Annotated in this window: 18 protein-coding genes and 2 pseudogenes; 14 read left to right on the forward strand and 6 right to left on the reverse strand. The window is 49.0% G+C overall.

Going from position 1 to position 19759, the window contains the following annotated elements; all coding sequences use genetic code 11:
- Together H6G45_RS10840 and H6G45_RS10845 are read left to right on the forward strand one after the other, a co-directional pair.
- Positions 1-156 (forward strand): annotated as a pseudogene (locus H6G45_RS10840) (IS1 family transposase); the annotation flags it as partial.
- A gap of 51 nt (positions 157-207) precedes the next feature.
- The gene (locus H6G45_RS10845; RefSeq protein WP_190598458.1) at positions 208-450 is read left to right on the forward strand and encodes a DUF4926 domain-containing protein; all 243 of its coding nucleotides are present in this window, start codon (positions 208-210) and stop codon (positions 448-450) included.
- A 62-nt stretch (positions 451-512) separates the two neighbouring features.
- Here the strand turns inward: H6G45_RS10845 and H6G45_RS10850 are convergent, their stop codons facing one another.
- Positions 513-2270, reverse strand: coding sequence for a hypothetical protein (locus H6G45_RS10850; protein ID WP_190598459.1), 1758 nt, complete (start codon positions 2268-2270; stop codon positions 513-515).
- Between the two features lie 115 nt (positions 2271-2385).
- Positions 2386-4041 carry a phosphoglucomutase (alpha-D-glucose-1,6-bisphosphate-dependent) gene (gene pgm, locus H6G45_RS10855; RefSeq protein WP_190598460.1) on the reverse strand — a complete coding sequence of 552 codons (1656 nt, stop codon included), beginning with the start codon at positions 4039-4041 and terminating at the stop codon, positions 2386-2388.
- Positions 4042-4429: 388 nt separating this feature from the next.
- Between pgm and H6G45_RS10860 the strand changes: the two genes are divergently transcribed.
- The 5 genes and pseudogenes from H6G45_RS10860 (at position 4430) to H6G45_RS10880 (ending at position 9633) form a co-directional block, all read left to right on the forward strand.
- Positions 4430-5329, forward strand: a complete 900-nt coding sequence (locus tag H6G45_RS10860) for a circadian clock protein KaiA (RefSeq protein WP_190598461.1) — start codon at positions 4430-4432, stop codon at positions 5327-5329.
- A 141-nt stretch (positions 5330-5470) separates the two neighbouring features.
- Positions 5471-5773: pseudogene (gene kaiB, locus H6G45_RS10865) on the forward strand (circadian clock protein KaiB); the annotation flags it as partial.
- A 157-nt stretch (positions 5774-5930) separates the two neighbouring features.
- Positions 5931-7490 (forward strand): circadian clock protein KaiC, encoded by a 1560-nt coding sequence (kaiC, locus tag H6G45_RS10870; RefSeq protein ID WP_190598462.1) that lies wholly within the window; start codon positions 5931-5933, stop codon positions 7488-7490.
- Positions 7491-7668: 178 nt separating this feature from the next.
- Positions 7669-8370 carry a diacylglycerol/polyprenol kinase family protein gene (locus H6G45_RS10875; RefSeq protein ID WP_190598463.1) on the forward strand — a complete coding sequence of 234 codons (702 nt, stop codon included), beginning with the start codon at positions 7669-7671 and terminating at the stop codon, positions 8368-8370.
- Positions 8371-8418: 48 nt separating this feature from the next.
- Positions 8419-9633 carry a M20 family metallopeptidase gene (locus H6G45_RS10880; RefSeq protein ID WP_190598464.1) on the forward strand — a complete coding sequence of 405 codons (1215 nt, stop codon included), beginning with the start codon at positions 8419-8421 and terminating at the stop codon, positions 9631-9633.
- Here the strand turns inward: H6G45_RS10880 and H6G45_RS10885 are convergent.
- The gene (locus H6G45_RS10885; RefSeq protein WP_199309708.1) at positions 9630-11252 is read right to left on the reverse strand and encodes an iron uptake porin; all 1623 of its coding nucleotides are present in this window, start codon (positions 11250-11252) and stop codon (positions 9630-9632) included. The genes H6G45_RS10880 and H6G45_RS10885 overlap by 4 nt on opposite strands.
- A gap of 586 nt (positions 11253-11838) precedes the next feature.
- Between H6G45_RS10885 and H6G45_RS10890 the strand changes: the two genes are divergently transcribed.
- From H6G45_RS10890 to H6G45_RS10920, 7 genes are all read left to right on the forward strand, one after another.
- The gene (locus H6G45_RS10890; protein WP_190598466.1) at positions 11839-12312 is read left to right on the forward strand and encodes a photosystem I reaction center protein subunit XI; all 474 of its coding nucleotides are present in this window, start codon (positions 11839-11841) and stop codon (positions 12310-12312) included.
- Between the two features lie 90 nt (positions 12313-12402).
- Positions 12403-12519: a photosystem I reaction center subunit VIII gene (locus H6G45_RS10895; protein WP_028948017.1), complete on the forward strand. Its 117-nt coding sequence runs from the start codon at positions 12403-12405 to the stop codon at positions 12517-12519.
- A 185-nt stretch (positions 12520-12704) separates the two neighbouring features.
- Positions 12705-13772, forward strand: a complete 1068-nt coding sequence (gene murG / locus H6G45_RS10900; protein WP_190598467.1) for an undecaprenyldiphospho-muramoylpentapeptide beta-N-acetylglucosaminyltransferase — start codon at positions 12705-12707, stop codon at positions 13770-13772.
- A gap of 383 nt (positions 13773-14155) precedes the next feature.
- Positions 14156-14983 (forward strand): diguanylate cyclase, encoded by an 828-nt coding sequence (locus H6G45_RS10905; RefSeq protein WP_190598468.1) that lies wholly within the window; start codon positions 14156-14158, stop codon positions 14981-14983.
- Positions 14984-15024: 41 nt separating this feature from the next.
- Positions 15025-15624: a hypothetical protein gene (locus H6G45_RS10910; RefSeq protein WP_190598469.1), complete on the forward strand. Its 600-nt coding sequence runs from the start codon at positions 15025-15027 to the stop codon at positions 15622-15624.
- A gap of 62 nt (positions 15625-15686) precedes the next feature.
- The gene (locus H6G45_RS10915) at positions 15687-16028 is read left to right on the forward strand and encodes a hypothetical protein (protein WP_190598470.1); all 342 of its coding nucleotides are present in this window, start codon (positions 15687-15689) and stop codon (positions 16026-16028) included.
- 185 nt (positions 16029-16213) lie between these two features.
- Positions 16214-16792, forward strand: a complete 579-nt coding sequence (locus tag H6G45_RS10920) for a DUF3172 domain-containing protein (RefSeq protein WP_190598471.1) — start codon at positions 16214-16216, stop codon at positions 16790-16792.
- On the opposite strand, the gene H6G45_RS19280 is transcribed toward H6G45_RS10920, so the two are convergent.
- The 3 genes from H6G45_RS19280 to ruvX all read right to left on the reverse strand — a co-directional run bounded on the left by H6G45_RS19280 (position 16789) and on the right by ruvX (position 19740).
- Positions 16789-17523 carry a DUF190 domain-containing protein gene (locus H6G45_RS19280; protein ID WP_199309709.1) on the reverse strand — a complete coding sequence of 245 codons (735 nt, stop codon included), beginning with the start codon at positions 17521-17523 and terminating at the stop codon, positions 16789-16791. The two genes, H6G45_RS10920 and H6G45_RS19280, sit on opposite strands and share 4 nt — an antisense overlap.
- 19 nt (positions 17524-17542) lie before the next feature.
- Positions 17543-19186, reverse strand: coding sequence for a cation:proton antiporter (locus H6G45_RS10935; protein WP_190598472.1), 1644 nt, complete (start codon positions 19184-19186; stop codon positions 17543-17545).
- Positions 19187-19281: 95 nt separating this feature from the next.
- Positions 19282-19740, reverse strand: coding sequence for a Holliday junction resolvase RuvX (ruvX, locus tag H6G45_RS10940; protein WP_190598473.1), 459 nt, complete (start codon positions 19738-19740; stop codon positions 19282-19284).
- Positions 19741-19759 lie beyond the last annotated feature (19 nt).

A 19759-nucleotide genomic window follows, 5' to 3' on the forward strand; every position in this document is an offset into this window, starting at 1 on the left:
GATAATCGCCATTGGTTTGCCAGATTTCATCGCCGGACTAAAGTTGTCTCCAGGTCAGCTCACATGGTTGATATCACCATGGCAATATTTGCCAAATTCAGGACTAATGGTAAAATAGAACTACTACGCAACTGGCGCCTTTCATTACTTTCTTGAAACTCTCAAATTTCGATTTGTAACCCTCAAACCTAAAAAGGAGAAAACACTTTGAACTTAGAGCTTTATCAGCGTGTTGTCCTGACCGTAGACCAACCCCAATATAACCTCAAAAAAGGAGATATCGCCACGTTAGTTGATATGGTTCCTCATCCTGCCGGTAGAGAAAATGGCTATATTTTGGAAGTATTCAATGCTAAAGGCGAAAGTATTGCTGTTATTAGCCTTCCCCAGTCCCAAGTCGAACCCATTCCCGATAATGCTCTACTGTCCGTTCGTCTCCTGGCCGCATGAGAAAGTGAATTGGGATCCTCAACTAGAGGAATTGTATAATGGCCAGTTTTAGTTTCATTTATTCAATTAATCTGTCCAAGTTCTCTATTTAGAGGACAATAAAAGCGTTGATAGGGATAGCCAAAAATATTTTTTTTCGGACTTCTATCCATTTGACAATCGGGAAAATCTAGGGGAGCAAAATAGTTAACTAACCATAAATCCACTGGTCCTTCCGCCTGTTTTAATAAATTCTGTAACTTTTCTGTGGCAGCAGGATCCTGTAATTTTTCCTGGGGCAAAAAAACGAATCTTAACTGGGGTACTAACTCAGGAAAATGCCGCTGCGCTTCCCAGGCGAGGCCCAACAGTTCCCCCACCTGTACCAAGCTTTTATGGGTAGTGACAATCCAACGGTTTTCGCTAGGGGGATTGTCTGCCAATAGGGTTAAAAGTTTATCAGGTCGATAATATTTCTGATAAGCTAAGTTATGGGTAACAGTGAAAGCACTCAAAATACCAATGATCAAAATGATCATCGGCAAATAGAGGCCCTGGCGACTTCTTTGCCACCAATTTAATTGCTGCCATTGATCAACCGATGGGCTTAAATCACCACTGCGGTGGGAATTTACTTGGGGATTTTTTCCTAGGCCCACACCGGCCATTAACATCAGTAAACTCCAAAAGTTAAAGCTATACCTTGCCCCTCTGGTAATATCTAAGCCAGCTCCGTAACTGATGGTCAAATAAATAATTACCAAAACAATAAAAGTAGTAACCAAAACTAAAACCCTTGGATCTTTTTGCGTTTTTATGCCGTGCCCCAGACCCTGCCATACCACCGGGGTTAACCAGATAAAGTAGGCCAACATCCCCAGACCTGATAACACCACAAGCCACAAATTTTCCGATTCCACAGGCCATAGACAAAACATGGTGATGCCAGCGGCAGCTAATTGGGCTGGAGGGCCGAGGAGGGTATCAACCCAGGACATATCGGTGAATTGAATCCATTCCGTCATGCCATGGCCGAATTGCTTTTGGCTAATAATCACTATCCAACTGAGACCGGCGGCAGCGGTGCCCAGTATGACGGGTAAAAGGGATTTTAAAGCTAATAGAAAGTTAATTTTTCCCTGGCGATGCCAGACTCCCAGCCACAGTGCTAGGGCGATCGCCTGGGCAGCCATTGGTAAAACGGCAAAAAAGTGGACCGAAATGCCTAGAGCATTGGCTAATATCCAGATGATAGTTAAGGAAAAAGGTAAACGTTGATTTTTTAATAAATAGCCCAAGCTTTTTAAGCAACAGGCAATGGAAATTAGTCCCCAAATAATGGCAAAGGTGTAGTGTCGAGCTTCCTGGCTAATGAAAATTCCGTAGGGGGAAATGGCCATCAACAGGGCGGTAAATTGGGCTAATTTTTCCTGATCTTTACCCCAAATCCACTTAGCACAGCCATAGCCTAGGGGCACTGCGAGGGTGCCAAAAACAACCGGCAACGATCGCCCGATCGCCAGGGATAAATAATTGCCATCGGGGGGAAATAATCGATACCACAGGTGAGCTAGGACGAAATAAAAAGGAGGATGGTTATCACCATTTAATAAACTTGCCGCCACGGTATTGGGTTCTGGCTGGGGTAGGGGTTGCAAAATGCTTAATAGGTCGGCAACGGTTAACACCTGGCCCAAGGGTATATCGCTAAAAGAGTTGCCTAAGCTAAATACGAGGGTGGCAAATTCATCAGTCCAGGGGGGTTTACTGTCCAAATTCCAACTTCGTAATCCAGCGGCGATCGCCGTCCAGAGCAGAAGTAACCAAAAAGAGCGGGACATAGGCTAATTAACACAGGGGCAAAGACAGGGTTTTTCCCAACAGACAGACAATCCCCCCAGCGATTAGGTTGCCAGGGGGAAGAGGAAGTTTTAGACGAAACATTGACTTGGTAGGTTAACCCAAAGCCGAGGTAACAATGGCTTCTGCCTCCGTGAAAATAGCCTGGAGATGGGCTTCATCCTTAAAGCTTTCGGCATAGATTTTATAGACATTTTCCGTGCCGGAGGGCCGGGCAGCAAACCAACCTTCCGCAGTGGTGACTTTCAGACCACCGATCGCCGCTTGGTTACCGGGGGCTTTGGTCAGCTTCGCCGTGATGGGGTCGCCGGCCAGGGTAGTGGCAGTAACGTCATCGGGCGCAAGTTTTTTCAGTCGATCCTTCTGGGCTGGGCTGGCCGGAGCATCGATGCGCTGGTAGATCGGATTACCCAACTGAGCGGTTAAATCCTGGTAATGGAGCCCAGGGTCTTTGCCAGTTTTAGCCGTAATTTCCGCCGCCAACAGATCCATAATGGTGCCATCCTTATCGGTGGTCCAAACGGTGCCATTTTTCTTCAGGAAGGAAGCCCCGGCACTTTCTTCACCACCAAAGCCAAAGGAGCCGTCCAACAAACCATTGACAAACCATTTAAAGCCCACGGGCACTTCATAGACGGAACGGTTAATTAATTGCCCCACCCGGTCAATCATGCTACTGCTCACCAACGTTTTGCCAATGGCACTCAGGCCCGACCACTGTTGCCGCTGACTAAATAGATACCAGATCGCCACGGAGAGGAAATGATTTGGATTCATTAACCCCACGCTGGGGGTGACAATGCCATGGCGATCGCCGTCGGTGTCATTACCAAAAGCAATATCGTAGTGATCCTTGATTTTCACCAAACTGGCCATGGCGTAGGGAGAAGAACAATCCATGCGGATTTTGCCGTCCCAATCCAGGGTCATAAATTTAAACGTTGGATCTACGCCGGGATTAACCAGATTGATATTCAAATTATATTTAGCAGCAATGGGTTCCCAATAGCCCACATTAGCTCCCCCCAAGGGATCAACCCCTAAGCGCAAGCCCGCTGAACGAATTACCTCGAGGTCAATGATGTCCGCCAAACCGTCCACATAGGGGGTAACAAAATCATGGGCATGGGTGGTGGGGGCCTTCAACGCCCGGTCATAGTCCCATCGTTTAACTGCTCGATTGCCGGTTTTGAGCAACTCATTGGCCCGGTTCTGAATCCATTGGGTTGCTTCCGGTTCTGCTGGGCCGCCGGAAGGGGGATTATATTTAAAACCGCCATCGCTGGGGGGGTTGTGGGAAGGGGTAATAATAATGCCGTCGGCCAAACCTTCTTTACGTCCTTGGTTGTAGGTCAAAATAGCGTAGGACACCGCTGGGGTGGGGGTGAAGCGGGTCAGGTCGGTGGCGGTGGTTAAAAAGGTTTCCACCTGGTTAGCGGCTAATACTTCCAACGCGGTTTTCTGGGCCGGTTCCGAGAGGGCATGGCTATCCATCCCTATATAAAGAGGCCCCGTAATGCCCTGGGCTTGGCGATAGTCCACCACCGCTTGGGTCACCGCCAAAATATGGGCTTCGTTAAAAGTAGCGTTAAGGGCAGAACCCCGATGGCCAGAGGTGCCAAAGCTCACTAGCTGGGCGGGATTTTCCGGGTCCGGTTGCTGACGGTAGTAATTGTCGAGCAGTTGAGCCACATCCAACAGTTGATCGGCGGGGGGATGGTGGCCGGCGAGGGGGTTAATTCTGCTTGTCATATACGGAGACTATAAAAAATGGAGGGCGGCGATCGGGGGCTTAGACACCCAAATCCTAGCCAAAAAGGGTGAACTAGCCAAGGGCTAGCCATTGACAAACAGATGGTAAAAAAATTCCCCCACCCCCTAGCCATGGGGAAAAAGTTCCAAAGTTACCTTGAGCTAATCATGCCCAGCGACAAGATTAGGAGCACAGATTCAATCTTTGTAAACAGGTCTTAAGCTATCCGGCCAAGGAGCACTCAGATTGTGTTAACGTTCAGGGGGTAGTTGCTTAACACAATTTTCCAATTAATAGTATTAATACTTTCTTAACTTGCACCTTCCGTGGTGACAAAACTAATCTGAGCCCTTGTCTGATTAACCTTCGACTGATTATTGATCCCCTGTGCAGTCTCCCCTCTCCCTCTGTCTTTTTGCTCCCGAACACGTTGCCCATAGACTCAGGTCTATTTTCCAGGGCGATCGCCATCATCTGTCGAGTTTTCAAGCGCTAGATGACTTTTGTGCCTTTCTAGAAGACAAACCTGAACGGATTGATTGTTTGTTGGTCTACTACGAAGTTAATTCCTTGCCGGTGTTGAATCGTCTCTATGAACAGGGGCGTTTGTTGCCAATTATTTTGCTCGAACCTAGTCCTTCCGCCCTAGCAAAAACTACCAACGAACACCCCACCATTGTCTATCACAACGCCGAAATCCATCTGCCCGAATCCCAATGGTCCGAACTGCCCACCGTCGTAGACCGGGCGATCGCCCATTATTTACACCTTGGACCCCTCTGCACTCTCCCTAACCAAAGAGAAACTATCCCTGCCCCCATTGTCGATGAATCATCCCAAAGCTTTTTACTGCTACAGCAAAGAAGGCTGGCCGACAAACTCAAAGAAAGACTTGGTTACCTAGGAGTGTATTACAAACGTAAGCCCAGTCACTTTTACCGCAACTTTTCCCCCCAGGAAAAACAGGAATATCTAGAAGATTTAAGTTCCCAATATCGGGAGATTACCCTCAGTTACTTCAGCAATGAGGGAACAGTTAACGACCTATTGGATCAATTTGTCAACCAGGCTTTTTTTGCTGACCTGGCCATTTCCCAAATCCTCGAAATTCATATGGAGTTAATGGACGAATTTTCCCAGCACCTCAAGCTAGAAGGACGGAGCGAAGAAGTTCTCCTAGATTATCGTTTAGTGCTGATCGACATCCTCGCCCATCTGGGGGAAATGTATCGTCGTTCCATACCACGGGAGGACATTCCCTTTGATGTATATTATCAAACGGATTAATAACCAAATGCTGCGGTTTAATCATCAGCTCAACTTTTGACTGTTGAAACTGCCTCGATTCCCTGGTTATCTATTTGCTTAGTTGTTTCTTGGTTGGTTTCCCCCTTCGTCCTAGTAAACCCGTAAAATGAGCCCTTTTAAAAAACTTACGTTCTCAAACTCTACGTAGCCGGCAATACCCCCAATTCTGTGCGGGCCCTTAAAATGCTGAAAAATATCCTTGAACAAGAATTCCAGGGAGTTTATGCTCTCAAAGTGATCGACGTGTTAAAAAATCCCCAGTTGGCCGAAGAAGATAAAATTCTTGCTACCCCCACCCTAGCTAAAATCCTACCGCCCCCCGTCAGGAAAATCATCGGTGATCTTTCCGACCGAGAAAAAGTGTTAATTGGTCTAGATTTGCTCTATGACGAAATCCGGGAACGGGAAGCGGAAGACCAATAAAAAATTTGGCCACAGGGCTAGCGCGTCTCCGGATCAGCATAAGTCATCGAACTCGTAGAAAATCTTAATCCCGCCCCTCAACCTAAACCAATTCAATCAGTTTTAGCCAAACCGTTATTTAGTTTTACTAACTTCTTTAAAAATTTAAATTTAGCTAATGAACTTACCGATTGTTAACGAACGCAACCGCCCCGACGTGCCAAGGAAGGGAGTACAGAAAATTCGCACTGTGATTGAGGGCTTTGACGAAATTACCCATGGCGGTTTGCCCATTGGCCGTACTACCCTGGTGAGTGGTACCTCCGGTACCGGTAAAACCCTGCTGGCAGTGCAATTTCTTTATCAGGGAATTCAACACTTCGACTATCCAGGGCTATTTATTACCTTTGAAGAATCCCCCAGTGACATTATTGAAAATGCCTACAGCTTTGGTTGGGATCTACAGCAGCTAATTGAAGATGGCAAATTATTTATCCTCGATGCTTCTCCAGATCCGGAAGGGCAGGAAGTGGTGGGCACCTTTGACCTATCGGCCCTAATTGAAAGAATTCAGTATGCAGTGCGGAAATATAAAGCCAAATTAGTTTCCATTGATTCCGTCACAGCGGTATTTCAACAATATGATGCGGCTTCGGTGGTGCGGCGGGAAATTTTTCGTTTGGTGGCCCGGCTAAAACAATTACAGGTAACGTCGATTATGACCACGGAACGGGTGGAGGAGTATGGCCCCATTGCCCGCTTTGGAGTTGAAGAATTTGTCTCCGATAACGTGGTGGTTTTGCGTAATGTTTTGGAAGGGGAACGGCGACGGCGCACCGTAGAAATCCTCAAACTGCGGGGCACCACCCACATGAAAGGGGAATATCCCTTTACCATCACCCATGACGGCATTAATATTTTTCCCCTTGGGGCCATGCGCCTCACCCAGAGGTCTTCTAATGCGCGGATTTCTTCGGGGGTGCAAACCTTGGACGAAATGTGTGGCGGCGGCTTTTTCAAAGATTCAATTATTCTCGCTACGGGGGCTACTGGTACCGGCAAAACTCTATTAGTAAGCAAATTTTTACAAGAAGGTTGTCGCCAAGGGGAACGGGCCATTTTGTTTGCCTATGAAGAGTCCCGTGCCCAGCTTTCCCGTAACGCTTCTTCTTGGGGCATTGACTTTGAAGAAATGGAACACAAAGGTTTGTTAAAACTCCTCTGTACCTATCCGGAATCGGCAGGTTTGGAAGATCATTTACAAATGATTAAATCAGAAATATCGGAATTTAAGCCCTCCCGCATTGCCATCGATTCCCTCTCTGCCCTGGCCCGGGGGGTGACTAATAATGCTTTCCGTCAATTTGTCATTGGGGTAACGGGCTACGCCAAACAGGAAGAAATTACTGGTTTCTTTACTAATACCACAGACCAATTTATGGGGGCCCATTCCATTACGGAATCCCATATTTCCACCATTACGGACACTATTTTGATGTTGCAGTATGTGGAGATTCGGGGGGAAATGTCCCGGGCTTTGAATGTGTTTAAAATGCGGGGTTCTTGGCACGATAAAGGTATTCGCGAATATAGCATCAGCCATGACGGCCCTGACATTCGGGATTCCTTCCGCAATTATGAACGGATTATTAGTGGTTCTCCCACCCGCATCAGTGTGGATGAAAAATCTGAGCTTTCCCGTATTGTTCGGGGCGTTAAAGATAAAACAGTTGAGTAGAGTTTAGAGGGCGAAATCAGACTTTACAAACAGGTTCTTAAACTACTCGAAAATCAAACATTGGTAGTGAAACCCAAATTGATTAAAAGATCGATCATATTTTTGAAGGTATGATTAGTGGGATTGTCAAAAAGCTAAGGTACTGGCACCGAGGCTATAACCGTGGTTTTCTTTCTTAATGGGCATCGAGCAAAATAGTCCTATGGATTTATCCCTCTGGATAGCGGTGGGGCTAGCGGCAACTTATCTTGGGGCTGTGGTGTTAACGGCGGAACTGCTTAACCGCCTTTCCCCCAGTCCGGCGGAGGTAACTCGCAAAATTGTCCATATCGGAGCGGGGCAGGTGGTGCTAATCGCTTGGTGGTTGGGTATTCCCGGTTGGGTGGGGGCGATCGCCGGTGTCTTTGCCGCTGGCATTGCAGTGCTCTCCTACCGTTTACCGATTTTACCTAGCCTGGAAAGTGTTGGCCGTCATAGTTACGGCACTTTGTTTTACGCCCTGAGCATTGGTCTATTGGTGGGGGGATTTTTCTCCGTAGAACTGCCGGTATTTGCGGCGATCGGTATTTTAGTCATGGCCTGGGGTGATGGAATGGCGGCCCTGGTGGGACAAAGATGGGGACGTCACCGCTACGAAGTCTTTGGTTTCCGCAAAAGTTGGGAAGGCACTCTCACCATGGTGTTGGCTAGTTTTTTGGTCACAGTGGCACTCCTGGGTTACACCTTTGGCTTCACAGCTACTTGCTTCGTTGTTGCCGGGGCGGTGGCGATCGCCAGTGCGGGATTGGAGAGCTTTTCCCGTTGGGGCATTGATAACCTAACTGTTCCCATGGGCAGTGCCTTGATCGCCTTGGTTGGTAGCTATCTCTGGCTGGGATAATGCCTGGGGGGAATGGTTAAAATACAAACACCACCCTGCTTTTCCACTATGGTTTTTACCCTTCCCCAGCCGACCAATCTGCCCAGCACCAATGTCCGTTTGCCCATCCAGGCGCTACATGGTCAATTGATCCAATGGCGACGGCAATTCCATCAATACCCGGAATTGGGCTTCCAAGAGCAATTAACCTCGGTCCACATTACGGAAACCCTCACTAAGCTAGGGATTCCCCACACCCCAGGCATTGCCAAAACCGGCATTATGGCAGTGGTTGACAGTGGTAAACCGGGGCCTGTGTTGGCCATCCGAGCCGATATGGATGCTCTGCCAGTAACAGAAGAAAATGAAGTGGATTACCGTTCCCTCCACCCAGGCAAAATGCACGCCTGCGGCCACGACGGTCACACGGCGATCGCCTTGGGAACAGCGCAATATTTGGCAGCCCATCGGGATAGTTTTCGGGGCCAGGTAAAATTCTTTTTTCAGCCAGCGGAGGAAGGCCCCGGCGGTGCCAAACCAATGATTGAGGCGGGGGTGCTGGAAAATCCGGCGGTGGATGCCATTGTGGGCTTACATCTGTGGAACGATCTGCCCGTGGGCACGGTGGGCATCAAACCAGGGCCAGTGATGGCAGCGGTGGAACATTTTGAATGTCAACTGTTCGGTCAAGGGGGCCACGGAGCCATGCCCCACCAAACCGTTGATACCCTGGTAATTAGCGCCCAGATTGTCATGGCTTTGCAAGGCATTGTGGCCCGCAATTTAAATCCCCTCCAGTCCGCCGTGGTTACTGTGGGACAGTTGCAATCCGGTACGGCCTTTAACGTCATTCCCGACAGTGCCTACTTCCGGGGCACAGTGCGTTACTTTGACCCTAGTTTTGCGGGCTATTTTGCCCAACGCATCGAAGAAATTATCAAGGGCATTTGCCAGACCCATGGGGCTAATTACCAATTCACCTACGACAATATTTATCCCCCCGTGGTCAACGATCGCCGTTTGGTGGATTTAGTGCGATCGGCGGCGGCGGATGTGTTACTCACCGATGACCATCTCCAACCGGATTATCAAACCCTAGCAGGGGAAGACATGTCATTTTTCCTCCAGGCCGTGCCAGGCTGTTACTTCTTTTTAGGGTCTGCCAATAGCGACCTAGGTTTGGACTATCCCCACCACCATCCCCGCTTCAATTTTGACGAGGCCGTGTTGCCAGTGGGGGTGGAGTTATTTGTCCGTTGTGTGGAACGGTTTTGCCATGCCTAGAAGCTGAAGGTGGTACGGATTACCCCCATTACCAGGGTGCCATTGGCGTTGTTGTAATCAGCATTGGGCACCACCACAATACCGGGGGTAATGGAAAGATTGTCATTCACTGCCCACTCGAAAAACCCTTCTAGGTGGAGGGAACTGTCAATGTCGGTGCTGGCAACGTCATCGGGAAAGACGATGGAACTGCTGCTCACCCAGGGTTGCATGCCAACAATAATCCCTGCCATGTTACCTTCCTTGATAATGTCGGGGAAAGCCAAAGTCACTGCCCAATTCCAAATGTCTAAACTGCCCCTACCAATGCTGGCATCTGCCAGATCAATGGAGTTGAGGGTGCGGGCTTTGGTAAGGCCTCCCCAGCCTCCCAGGACAAAATGGTCACTTAATTGCCAGGAAAAAGCCGCTCCATAGGCGTTGTGGGAAGTTTTGGCTGCTTCGCCAAAGGTGGTTTCGGTGAAGTAGCGGAAATTAGAGCGTTGGCTACCGGTGCTGGTGTCCAGGGTATTGTAGCCATAGCCATAGGTTAAAGCTAGGGTCAAATTGTCGCTGAAGTCGTAGTTTAACTGGGCGATCGTGCCAAAACTACCGTTGAATAGCCCTTCTCCCTGGGAAGGATCATTGCCAGCGGGGGCCAGGTAACCAAGGCTGAGTTGCAATCTATCCCAGGTGCCCTGGAGGGCCGCCCCGGTGCCTTCCCCTAGAAAATAGATAGGGCTACGGGTACCAAAGGCTGTCAACGCACCAAAGGCGCCATCCCCGTCCAAAACGTTAATGGTATTGGTGAAATCATCGAAAGCTCCCCCAGCCCCAAGGGCCCACAGACGAATATTTTCCGTGGCAGGGAAAGTATAGTACAAAACACTATTGCTGAGGTTGCCATCTTCCGGTTCCGTTGCCCCTAACACCGGCTGAAAAGTACCGGCAATGGGACCATAGTCTTCTAAATTGCCACTGGATAAACGAATAAACAGATCATCATCCCCCGTAAAGCTAGTATTAAGCTCCAGGCGGGTGCGATAACCCAAGGTGGTATTTCTGGTGATTGATTCGGTGCCATTATTTTTGTCGCCGCTGACAATGCCACTCAGGGCCGTTACCACCTGCCCACTTAATTTGGTGGTGGTGGAAAATTGATGGTCTTCCAGGTAAGCCGTGTGGACTTCCAGATTATCGACGCGGGTTCCCAGGGCCGCCAATTCTCCCTGAAATTCTTGAGCTAAGCGTTTCAGCCTATCAACGTCTTCCCGTAAAACCGCTACATTCTCCTGGATTAACCGCTCCATCACATTCATGCAGGCATTTAGCCCCGCAGCAAACTCCCAACGGGATAGGGCTCGATCGCCGCGAAAAGTCCGGTCAGGGAAACCAACGATGCAACCGTAACGCTCCACTAAACTTTTTAATGCTTCGTAGGCCCAGGCGGTGGGCTGCACATCCCTGAGCTCCGATACATTGGTGATCTGTCCCATGGGGTTGGAGTCCATATCTTCCAGGGATTGACCAAACTGCAAGCGTCCGATTTTGTCGACTGGTTCGGCTAAAGCTTCTCCCTCTCCCCCGGCGATCGCCATCAGGGCACCTAAACCCCACACTAGTGACAGTTTTTTTAACATACGAGTCCTCACACTCTAAGGATTAGCCGACAAATTATTGAGAATATAGGCAAGAAGTCAGAGCGAAAGCAATGCCCTTCCTCCCCATACCCAAAAATTGCCCCAGGCTAGTTTTAATAATGATAATCATTATCACAATATAATATTTTCCGCCATTTATGGTGAGCATTTCCACCAAGCCCATCGGACTGGAATCTTCATTGACTAAGTCCTAGTGATTTTTTCACCTGCACGAATAAATGGAGGGATAACGGCTCAGACAGCTTTTTTCCTTTGTTAATCTCCTTAGACAAAGCCATGCTTTGGCTCGCCCATTTTCTCCAAATCGCCAAAAGCACACTGACAAAGATTGAAGAAGCTTATTAAAAAAGACAGAGCCAACTAATTGGCAAATCAGATATAAAGAAGTCCTCTGGGTCGAGAATCCCAACAAAACAGCCCTTGTCGTGGGATGTCAATAAAACTTAATGAATTTTTTTAAAGCTAAAGGCCATTTTCCTCGCAAAACGTCCCCCCGTGCGTAAAATGGGGACTAAAGTTTTGTCACGTCCCTGACAAAATTCTTTAACAGGAGAACTCAATACCAATGGCTGAATCTAACCAAGTTGTACAAGCCTATAACGGCGATCCTTTTGTGGGGCACCTTTCCACCCCCATTTCTGACTCTGCTTTTACCCGCACTTTTATCGGTAACTTACCCGCCTACCGCAAAGGTCTTTCCCCCATCCTCAGAGGTTTGGAAGTGGGTATGGCCCACGGCTACTTTCTGATTGGCCCCTGGACCCTACTCGGCCCCCTGCGGGATTCTGAGTACCAGTACATTGGTGGTCTGATCGGAGCTTTGGCTTTGATCTTGGTGGCCACCGCTGCCTTGAGTAGCTATGGCTTAGTTACTTTCCAAGGGGAAGAGGGTACCGGCGACACTCTGCAAACAGCCGATGGTTGGAGCCAATTTGCCGCTGGCTTTTTTGTGGGTGGCATGGGAGGTGCCTTTGTGGCCTACTTCCTGTTGGAAAACCTCAGCGTTGTGGATGGGATTTTCCGGGGTCTATTTAACTAAATAACCTTATAACCTTTAAACTGTTTCGATTTTGCCGTTGCCACAACGGCCTGAGCTTACAATCATCCAATTAATAAGGAGTATTAACTAATGGACGGTTCCTACGCTGCATCTTATCTGCCTTGGATTTTGATTCCTATGGTGGGTTGGTTATTCCCCGCTGTGACCATGGGGTTGCTTTTCATTCACATTGAAAGTGAAGGTTAGGCTGGGAAGGTTTGAAGACTAACAGTCTTTTAATCAAAAATGTCTAACCATCTTTGGGTGGGTCAGGATTTCTCCGTTATGCGGGGGATTGGGCATTTTAATTTGTTACTCCGCCAGCGGGTGGGGTATTTTTTTTGTGGGCTTAATTAAGGGCTTATGTAGTTTTTACCGGATATTTTGGCAAGATGACTGAACCAACTCGTTTACTAATTGCCGCCAGTGGCACGGGGGGACATCTTTTTCCGGCTCTGGCCTTGGCTCAACAGTTGTCGGACTATGAGATTACCTGGTTGGGGGTGCCCGATCGCCTGGAGACCACGCTAGTACCCAGGCAATATCCCCTCCAAACTATCCCAGTGGAAGGTTTCCAGGGGCGGCCCAGTTTAAAAACAGTCAAGATTGGCTGGAATCTGTTGCGGTCCGTATTCACCGTCAGAAAATTGATTAAGAGCAAACAAATTAATGCGGTGGCGACTACGGGGGGTTATATTGCGGCACCGGCCATTGTGGCAGCCAAATTATGCGGCATTCCGGTAATTTTTCATGAATCGAACTTCATTCCCGGTAAAGTAACCACTTGGTTGGGCCGTTGGTGCGACAAAGTGGCGATCGGTTTTCGGGGCACAGCCAAATATTTGCCCAACTGTGCAACGGTGTGGATCAGTACCCCCGTGCGAGAGCAGTTTCACCAACCCCAGCCCTTAGACCTGTCCATCCCAGCGGGTAGACATTTAATTGTGGTCGCAGGCGGCTCCCAAGGGGCCGTGACAGTAAACCAAAAAGTCCGTAGTTGTGTGCCGGCTTGGGTTAATGCGGGGGCGTTTATTGTCCATTTGACCGGCAAGAACGATCCGGAGGCAGCCACCTTTAGCCATGACCATTATCTCTCCCTAGACTTTTTTGATAACATGGCGGCGCTTTTGCAGAGGGCAGACCTAGCCATCAGTCGAGCCGGGGCAGGCACCCTGACGGAATTGGCTGTTACCCAGACTCCTGCCATTTTAATTCCCTATCCCTTTGCGGCGGAAAATCATCAGATGTACAACGCCCAGGTATTTGTCGATGCCGGGGCCGCCCTAATGTTTACCCAAAAATCCCTCACGGCGGCACAGTTGGAGCAAGGTGGGCTCGAACTCCTCCAGAGTCCGGAAAAATTGACCACCATGGCCAAGGCCGCTGGCACCTTGGCTGACCTTGATAGTGCAGAACAGTTAGCGGCGATCGTCAGGGCATCGGTGGAAAAATCTCGCTGACATTGACGGAGCCTGCTGAGACGTAGTTACCGGATTCATCAAAAAGATTGTTGTAAAAGCCCTCCCTCCTCCCCCAAGCTTGGAAAAGACAGGAAAAAGTGCCCCATTCAGTCCATTGGGGCGCAAAATAGCACTTTGCCAGTAGGTCCTAAGCCAAGACAAGACTCGATCCCTGTTGTTTCTAGGGGAACGATAGTAGGTACTCTATACCCCACCCACAACTAAACAGAGGGTTACCCAACAAAAATATTTAGAATATCTGGCAGAAAAGAGTCCCTGGTAAGCAGTCATTCTTAACTAAGTGAGTTACATTGAATAACCTAGGTAGGTAAATAAACCCACTCAAAAATTTCTGGATCCTATCTCCGTCCCTGCTCCCCACTATGACTACGACAGAATTAACGGCGGCCACCCTAGCTCAACTCCAGCAAGAAATTAATCGGTTGCAACGGGAAAACGATGACCTCCACATTGCCTTGACCACGATCGCCGAACATGGGGACATGATCGAGTCATTGCTGAATGAAACCAATGTCAAGCTCAGAAGTGAGATTGTGGAACGACAGCGGGCAGAAGCGAAGTTACAAAATATCCTCAGTTTAATTTCCCGAGAAAAGGAAGACCTAGAGATTATTGTGGAAACCATCATGCAACATGGGGACGTGGTGGACGCCCAATGGCGACAAAAGCTAGGAGAAACCGCAGAGCTACTCAACCTTGATAGCCTCACCCAGGTTTCCAACCGCCGCCACTTTGACCTCCATCTAGCCCAACAATGGGAACGGGCCATGGATGACCAAGGGGCGATCGCCTTAGTTTTGTGTGACATCGACCATTTCAAACAATTCAACGACCTCTATGGTCATCTCAGTGGGGATGACTGTCTACGGCGCATTGCCAAAACCCTCAGTTCCACCCTCCGCAACCCCTTCGATCTTTTTGCCCGCTACGGTGGCGAAGAATTTGCCGTCATTTTACCCCAGGTGACCGGTGAAGCTGCCCAGCAGATTGCTAAACGGATGCAATCATCCCTGGCCATGCTAGAGATTCCCCACCACCATTCCCCCACCAATGAATTCGTTACCATGTCCTTTGGCATCGGTCGCGTGTATCCCCAGCCAGGGCAATCCCCCCTAGACCTAATTGCCCAAGCGGACGAAAATCTTTACAAGGCAAAACGCCAGGGCCGGAATTGTATTGTCGGCCATTGATTTTCCTATCAACTAAGTGAGCCAGTCCCATAGGCACAACCATGAGCACTGACCAGACCGATGTCAGACAATGGGGAGAGTTTCTTGACCCTATTCCCCCCAGCGACGAATTTCTCACCCTAAACTTTTCCCCCGACCGGGCCAATCGTCTACAACGTTGGCGCAACTATGGCCTATCGGCGGACTTTTTGGGAGACTACTTTGCCACCTTTTTTCCGGGTAATGAAGCGGACGACGGCCTCAGTCAGCGGGACACCATCAAAGGGTCCGTCAGTTACATTGCCAACGAATTGTTGGAAAACGCTGTTAAATACAGCACCACGGACCATGATTGCCCCATCATCATCACGCTCCATCTCTACGATCACAAATTAATTTTTGAGACCAGTAATATTTCGCCTCTGCCAACCACCATCGAGTATGAAGACTTCATCAAAGTGCTGAAGCAGAAGGATCCCATGGAATTGTATATGGAACGGCTGGAAAAATCGGCCCTGGAAAACTGCGAAGCATCCCAAATTGGCTTATTAACCATGATTAATGATTACCAAGCCCAGTTTGGTTGGCAATTTTCCCCGGTTCCCGGCTCTGAGGATTTGATAAAAGTGACGGTAATGACCCACTTGAGCGTCGAAATTTGAGCAGTGATAGCTAAGAAAAAACCATTTCCCCCAAATCCCTAATTTTATTGCGACCTATCCATATGGAAATAACCACCGAAGATTATCGAATTTACTTTGAAGAAGCCAACAATACCCTTTATTTTCGCGGCTTTTTGCGGTTGGAAGGCATGAAGGAATATCAGCCAATTATGAACACCATGCTGGAAATTTTGGCGGATTGTAGTGAGCTGATCATCAACCTGGAGGGGTTAGAATTTCTCAATAGTTCCGGTATCAGTATGCTCTCAATGTTTGTCATGAAGGTGCGGGGCAAGGAAGGCGCTAGTCTGGCCTTTAGGGGTTCTAAAAATATCCTCTGGCAAACTAAATCCCTAAGAAATCTGCAACGGTTGATGCCTGGTTTAACTTTGGAATTCATCTAAAATTGTGGGCGGAAAACGTGGATAGGATAGTATTCTCTCTGCCCATTACCTGGTGTTGGCAATGCCAAGCCACGGGACAATATTTTCTCTTCATATTCAACCCCAAAGCTCACCCTGAATCCTGGCCGGCTGAAATAGTTCTCCCAAAGCTAGACTAGGAAACTCCACCCTCTCAACTTTTCCCTATGGCCCGTAGACCCCCACCCCGTTATACTCCTCCCCCCCGTCCCAGCTATGACCGGGATTATGGCCCTCCACCAGGAAAACCCCCTGGCAAGTTCAGCTTAGGGAACATCAACTACGGCACGATCGCCCTGTTGGCAGGTATTTTCGTTTTGGGCATTGGGGTGGGCATTGGTTTTAGTTCCACCGCTAGCTTTAGCCCGGAAAATGTTGCCTCCAGGGAAGTGATTGACCGCAGTGCTCCCAACGCTGAAGTGTGTGTGCAGTTTGGCTCCAGCGCCATCGTCACCGATATGCGGGTGTTTGTGACCCTGAATCCCTTTAATGTGTTTGTTACCCAACCAGTGATGCAACCAGGCTGTGTGTTGCGCCGCAATAACTGGAGCATTTTGGAGCGGGAAAAATTGGTGGACAACCGCCAAGTCAATGATTGTAAAAATCGCATGAATACCTTTGGTTTCACCGGGCCTTTGGAAGGTAATCCCCGCATTGACTGTATTTACCAAAATGAAGCGGCGGGTAATTTGTTTACCAACCAACCAGGGGCTGTGGGGCCCAGGCCAGCCACCGATAAGTTCTAGGTGTGGACCACCACTTCAACCTGATCCCGCAGGACAATACCCCCCTGCACCGCTTGCTGGACTATGGGTAAAAGCTGGTCAATTTTCTCCCGGCGATCGATGAAGGTGAGCACCATGGGCAAATCCGAAGACAGTTCGATGATGCCCAGTAACATCACCCGCTCCTCGTTATTTTTGCCGTAGCCAGTGGCCCCCCGCACCGCTGTGGCCCCCACTATGCCCAAACGTCGGGCTTCTTGGATCAGGGCTAGATGCACTGGCCGTCCCTGCCATTGGTCTGCTTCCCCCACATAGATGGTTAATTTTTCATAGTCTGGGTGGTTACCTTGGGCATTGGGGTTGGGATCATTGACGCTGTCCATAGTTGCTTTCTCCTTCGAGGAGGCAAGGGGTTCTGGGTTATTTTCTGTGGGAGCGTGGTGTACTACCTTAACCAATTCCTTGGTGGCTAAACCTTTTGTTATTAAAGCTTGCAGTTTGGGAATATATTGGGCGATCGCCGTTGGTTGATCGATGACGGTCAAAATCATAATCATTTGGGGGGCCAATTCCATGGTCCAATCCACGGCAATCTGTGGACTTTGGGGGCCGTAGCTGATGGCGGTACGCATGACTGTGACCCCCGCTAGACCAAGCTGTCGGGCTTCCTCAATTAATGCCTGGTAAAGAAGTTTTCCTCCCTGGCGATCGCCTTCGGTGACATAAATGGTCAACTGCTCAGCGTAGTACATGGACTATGACTTGCCTAACTCAATGGGCCCGGGATAGGCTAACCCGATCCTCCGACTCCACCACCATAACCGGTAGGACGCTGGTTGCTAACAGGTATTGGGAAACGGAACCCAGCAGTAGGTCATCCAAAACACTGTGTCCCCGCTTACCAAGGATAATTTCCCCCACCCCCTGTTCCTGGGCAATGCGGAGAATTTGCTCCGGTACGACCCCCTCGGTGACGATGAATTGATGGCGAATATCAGCCAAAATTTGTTTTGTTTGCTCTCTTAGGTTTTCCACCCCTGGTGGATCTGCCAACTGGATTACATGGAGGACTACAACCCTGGCATCATTCCGCCTGGCTAATTCAGCCACCTTGGTTAAAACCTGTTTGGCGATCGCCGAGGTATCCACTGCGGCCAAGATGGTGAGAGATTGATTAACGCTCACTTTGGTCGGGTCCACGGTTCCTTTCTGCAACAATTTGGGGGCAAAGGTAGGAATGGCCCAGGCTCCCAGGGGGGCAGTTACCAGAATGGAAAGGGCCGCCATGGCCAGAATAATGTCTCCGCCGGCAATACCTTGGGATAAGGGCACAGCTCCCAAAGCAGCTTGTACAGTGGCTTTAGCAGAATTCCCTGGCAGCAGGAATAATTTTTCCCTGGCATTCCAATTACTCCCCAGGGTGGAAAGATACCAACCCAGTCCCCTGCCTAGCAAAGTGCCCACCATTAACAGGAGCAGGCCTGGTAACAGACTACTTTCTAGCACTGACAGTTGAATACTTGCCCCCAACAGCACAAATAAAAAGATTTCGGCGATCGTCCATAGCCCGTCAAAGCCTCCCCGTAATCTCCGGGCTAAGGGCGCATCTAGTTCAATCAGAAAAAAGCCCGTGGTCATGACTGCTAAATAGCCAGAGAAAATGGGCAATTGGGTAGAAGATACCACTAAAAATAAAGCTAGGGATGCAGCCACTAAACCATCTTGCACCGCCGTTTGCGTCCAGTTTTGTTTGGCCAACAGAGATACCAAAATTTTGGCCATGGCCCCGCCACAGGCAATTCCCAAACCAATTTGTAAAACAATCTGTAAAGGCAACAACTGTAGGGCACTGAGGCTGATATTCCCCACCGTCAATCCCTCGGCTCCCCCCTGGGCTAAAAAAGCTAGCAGTAAACTAAAAACTAATAGAAGCAAGACATCGGACAATGCACTGCCGGTCAGAATTGCGTCGGGAATACCCTTTTTGACTCCCCAGCCCAAACTTTTAAGGCGCAACATACCGGGGACAATCACCGCCGGGGATTCCGCTCCAACAATGCACCCCAACAATAACCCAGTGGCAAAGTCAAATTGAAATAGGACCATGGCCATCAGTGCCACGGCGATCGCCTCTAGACTGGCGGGTAAAAATCCTAAGCGGAGGGCGACGGAACCCTGTTGCTTGAGTTTTTCCCGGTCTAGCCCCAACCCCGCTTTCATTAAAATCACCATCACTGCTATGGTGCGTAGATCATCCGCCAAGGCCAACATGGTTAGACTCAGGCGATCGCCTACTTGGGGGCCGAGGACAATGCCCACTAGCACCATCCCCACCAAGGCTGGTAACTTGAGCCTTCGAGCTAGTTGCCCCCCGAAAAACCCCAGCAGAAGAATAGCGATAATACTAGATAACATTGGTTATTTTTGAAGCAGAAACAGTTAAGTTAAATTTCCCAGGGAATTATTAATAAGAGTTGATAAATGTACCAAACAGCTTAATTGATGAAAATTTACCGATGGAGATGATCACCCTCCTCTTGTAGGCGAGAACGCCGTAAATCTAACCATTGTTGCAAAATAATTTCCGCCGCCTGTTGATCAATTAAGCCCTTGTTATAACTAGAAAATTTTTTCTGCGCTTTTAACTGATTTTCTGCTTCTACAGAACTGAGGCGTTCATCCATATATTCCAGCGCTAGACCAAGTTTTTCCGCCAGCCGCCGAGCAAATTTTTGCACCTGTTTCGCTTGGGCACCAATCTCCCCAGCCATGGTGTAGGGTAATCCCACCACTAATAAATTAACTTGCCTGGCTTCAACTAACTGTCTGATTTGGGCAATGTCTTGATCATAGGAACTGCGCACAATGGTGGTAAGACCGGTGGCAATCAAACCAGTGCCGTCACACCCGGCCACCCCGATCCGTTTTCGCCCCACATCTAAGCCCAACGCCGCTACTTTTTCACCCATAATTAACCATGAAAACCCT

Origin of the sequence: Synechocystis sp. FACHB-383 (assembly GCF_014698605.1) — a bacterium.
GTDB classification, from domain to species: domain Bacteria; phylum Cyanobacteriota; class Cyanobacteriia; order Cyanobacteriales; family Microcystaceae; genus Synechocystis; species Synechocystis salina.

Bases quoted from the DNA above. Each gene is read 5' to 3' on its own strand.
- H6G45_RS10885 (WP_199309708.1), bottom strand. From the start codon at position 11,252: ATGTTAAAAAAACTGTCACTAGTGTGGGGTTTAGGTGCCCTGATGGCG.
- H6G45_RS10915 (WP_190598470.1), top strand. From the start codon at position 15,687: ATGGAAATAACCACCGAAGATTATCGAATTTACTTTGAAGAAGCCAAC.
- pgm (WP_190598460.1), bottom strand. From the start codon at position 4,041: ATGACAAGCAGAATTAACCCCCTCGCCGGCCACCATCCCCCCGCCGAT.
- H6G45_RS10880 (WP_190598464.1), top strand. From the start codon at position 8,419: ATGGTTTTTACCCTTCCCCAGCCGACCAATCTGCCCAGCACCAATGTC.
- H6G45_RS10910 (WP_190598469.1), top strand. From the start codon at position 15,025: ATGAGCACTGACCAGACCGATGTCAGACAATGGGGAGAGTTTCTTGAC.
- ruvX (WP_190598473.1), bottom strand. From the start codon at position 19,740: ATGGGTGAAAAAGTAGCGGCGTTGGGCTTAGATGTGGGGCGAAAACGG.
- H6G45_RS19280 (WP_199309709.1), bottom strand. From the start codon at position 17,523: ATGTACTACGCTGAGCAGTTGACCATTTATGTCACCGAAGGCGATCGC.
- H6G45_RS10890 (WP_190598466.1), top strand. From the start codon at position 11,839: ATGGCTGAATCTAACCAAGTTGTACAAGCCTATAACGGCGATCCTTTT.
- murG (WP_190598467.1), top strand. From the start codon at position 12,705: ATGACTGAACCAACTCGTTTACTAATTGCCGCCAGTGGCACGGGGGGA.
- kaiC (WP_190598462.1), top strand. From the start codon at position 5,931: ATGAACTTACCGATTGTTAACGAACGCAACCGCCCCGACGTGCCAAGG.
- H6G45_RS10905 (WP_190598468.1), top strand. From the start codon at position 14,156: ATGACTACGACAGAATTAACGGCGGCCACCCTAGCTCAACTCCAGCAA.
- H6G45_RS10920 (WP_190598471.1), top strand. From the start codon at position 16,214: ATGGCCCGTAGACCCCCACCCCGTTATACTCCTCCCCCCCGTCCCAGC.
- H6G45_RS10935 (WP_190598472.1), bottom strand. From the start codon at position 19,186: ATGTTATCTAGTATTATCGCTATTCTTCTGCTGGGGTTTTTCGGGGGG.
- H6G45_RS10895 (WP_028948017.1), top strand. From the start codon at position 12,403: ATGGACGGTTCCTACGCTGCATCTTATCTGCCTTGGATTTTGATTCCT.
- H6G45_RS10850 (WP_190598459.1), bottom strand. From the start codon at position 2,270: ATGTCCCGCTCTTTTTGGTTACTTCTGCTCTGGACGGCGATCGCCGCT.
- H6G45_RS10875 (WP_190598463.1), top strand. From the start codon at position 7,669: ATGGGCATCGAGCAAAATAGTCCTATGGATTTATCCCTCTGGATAGCG.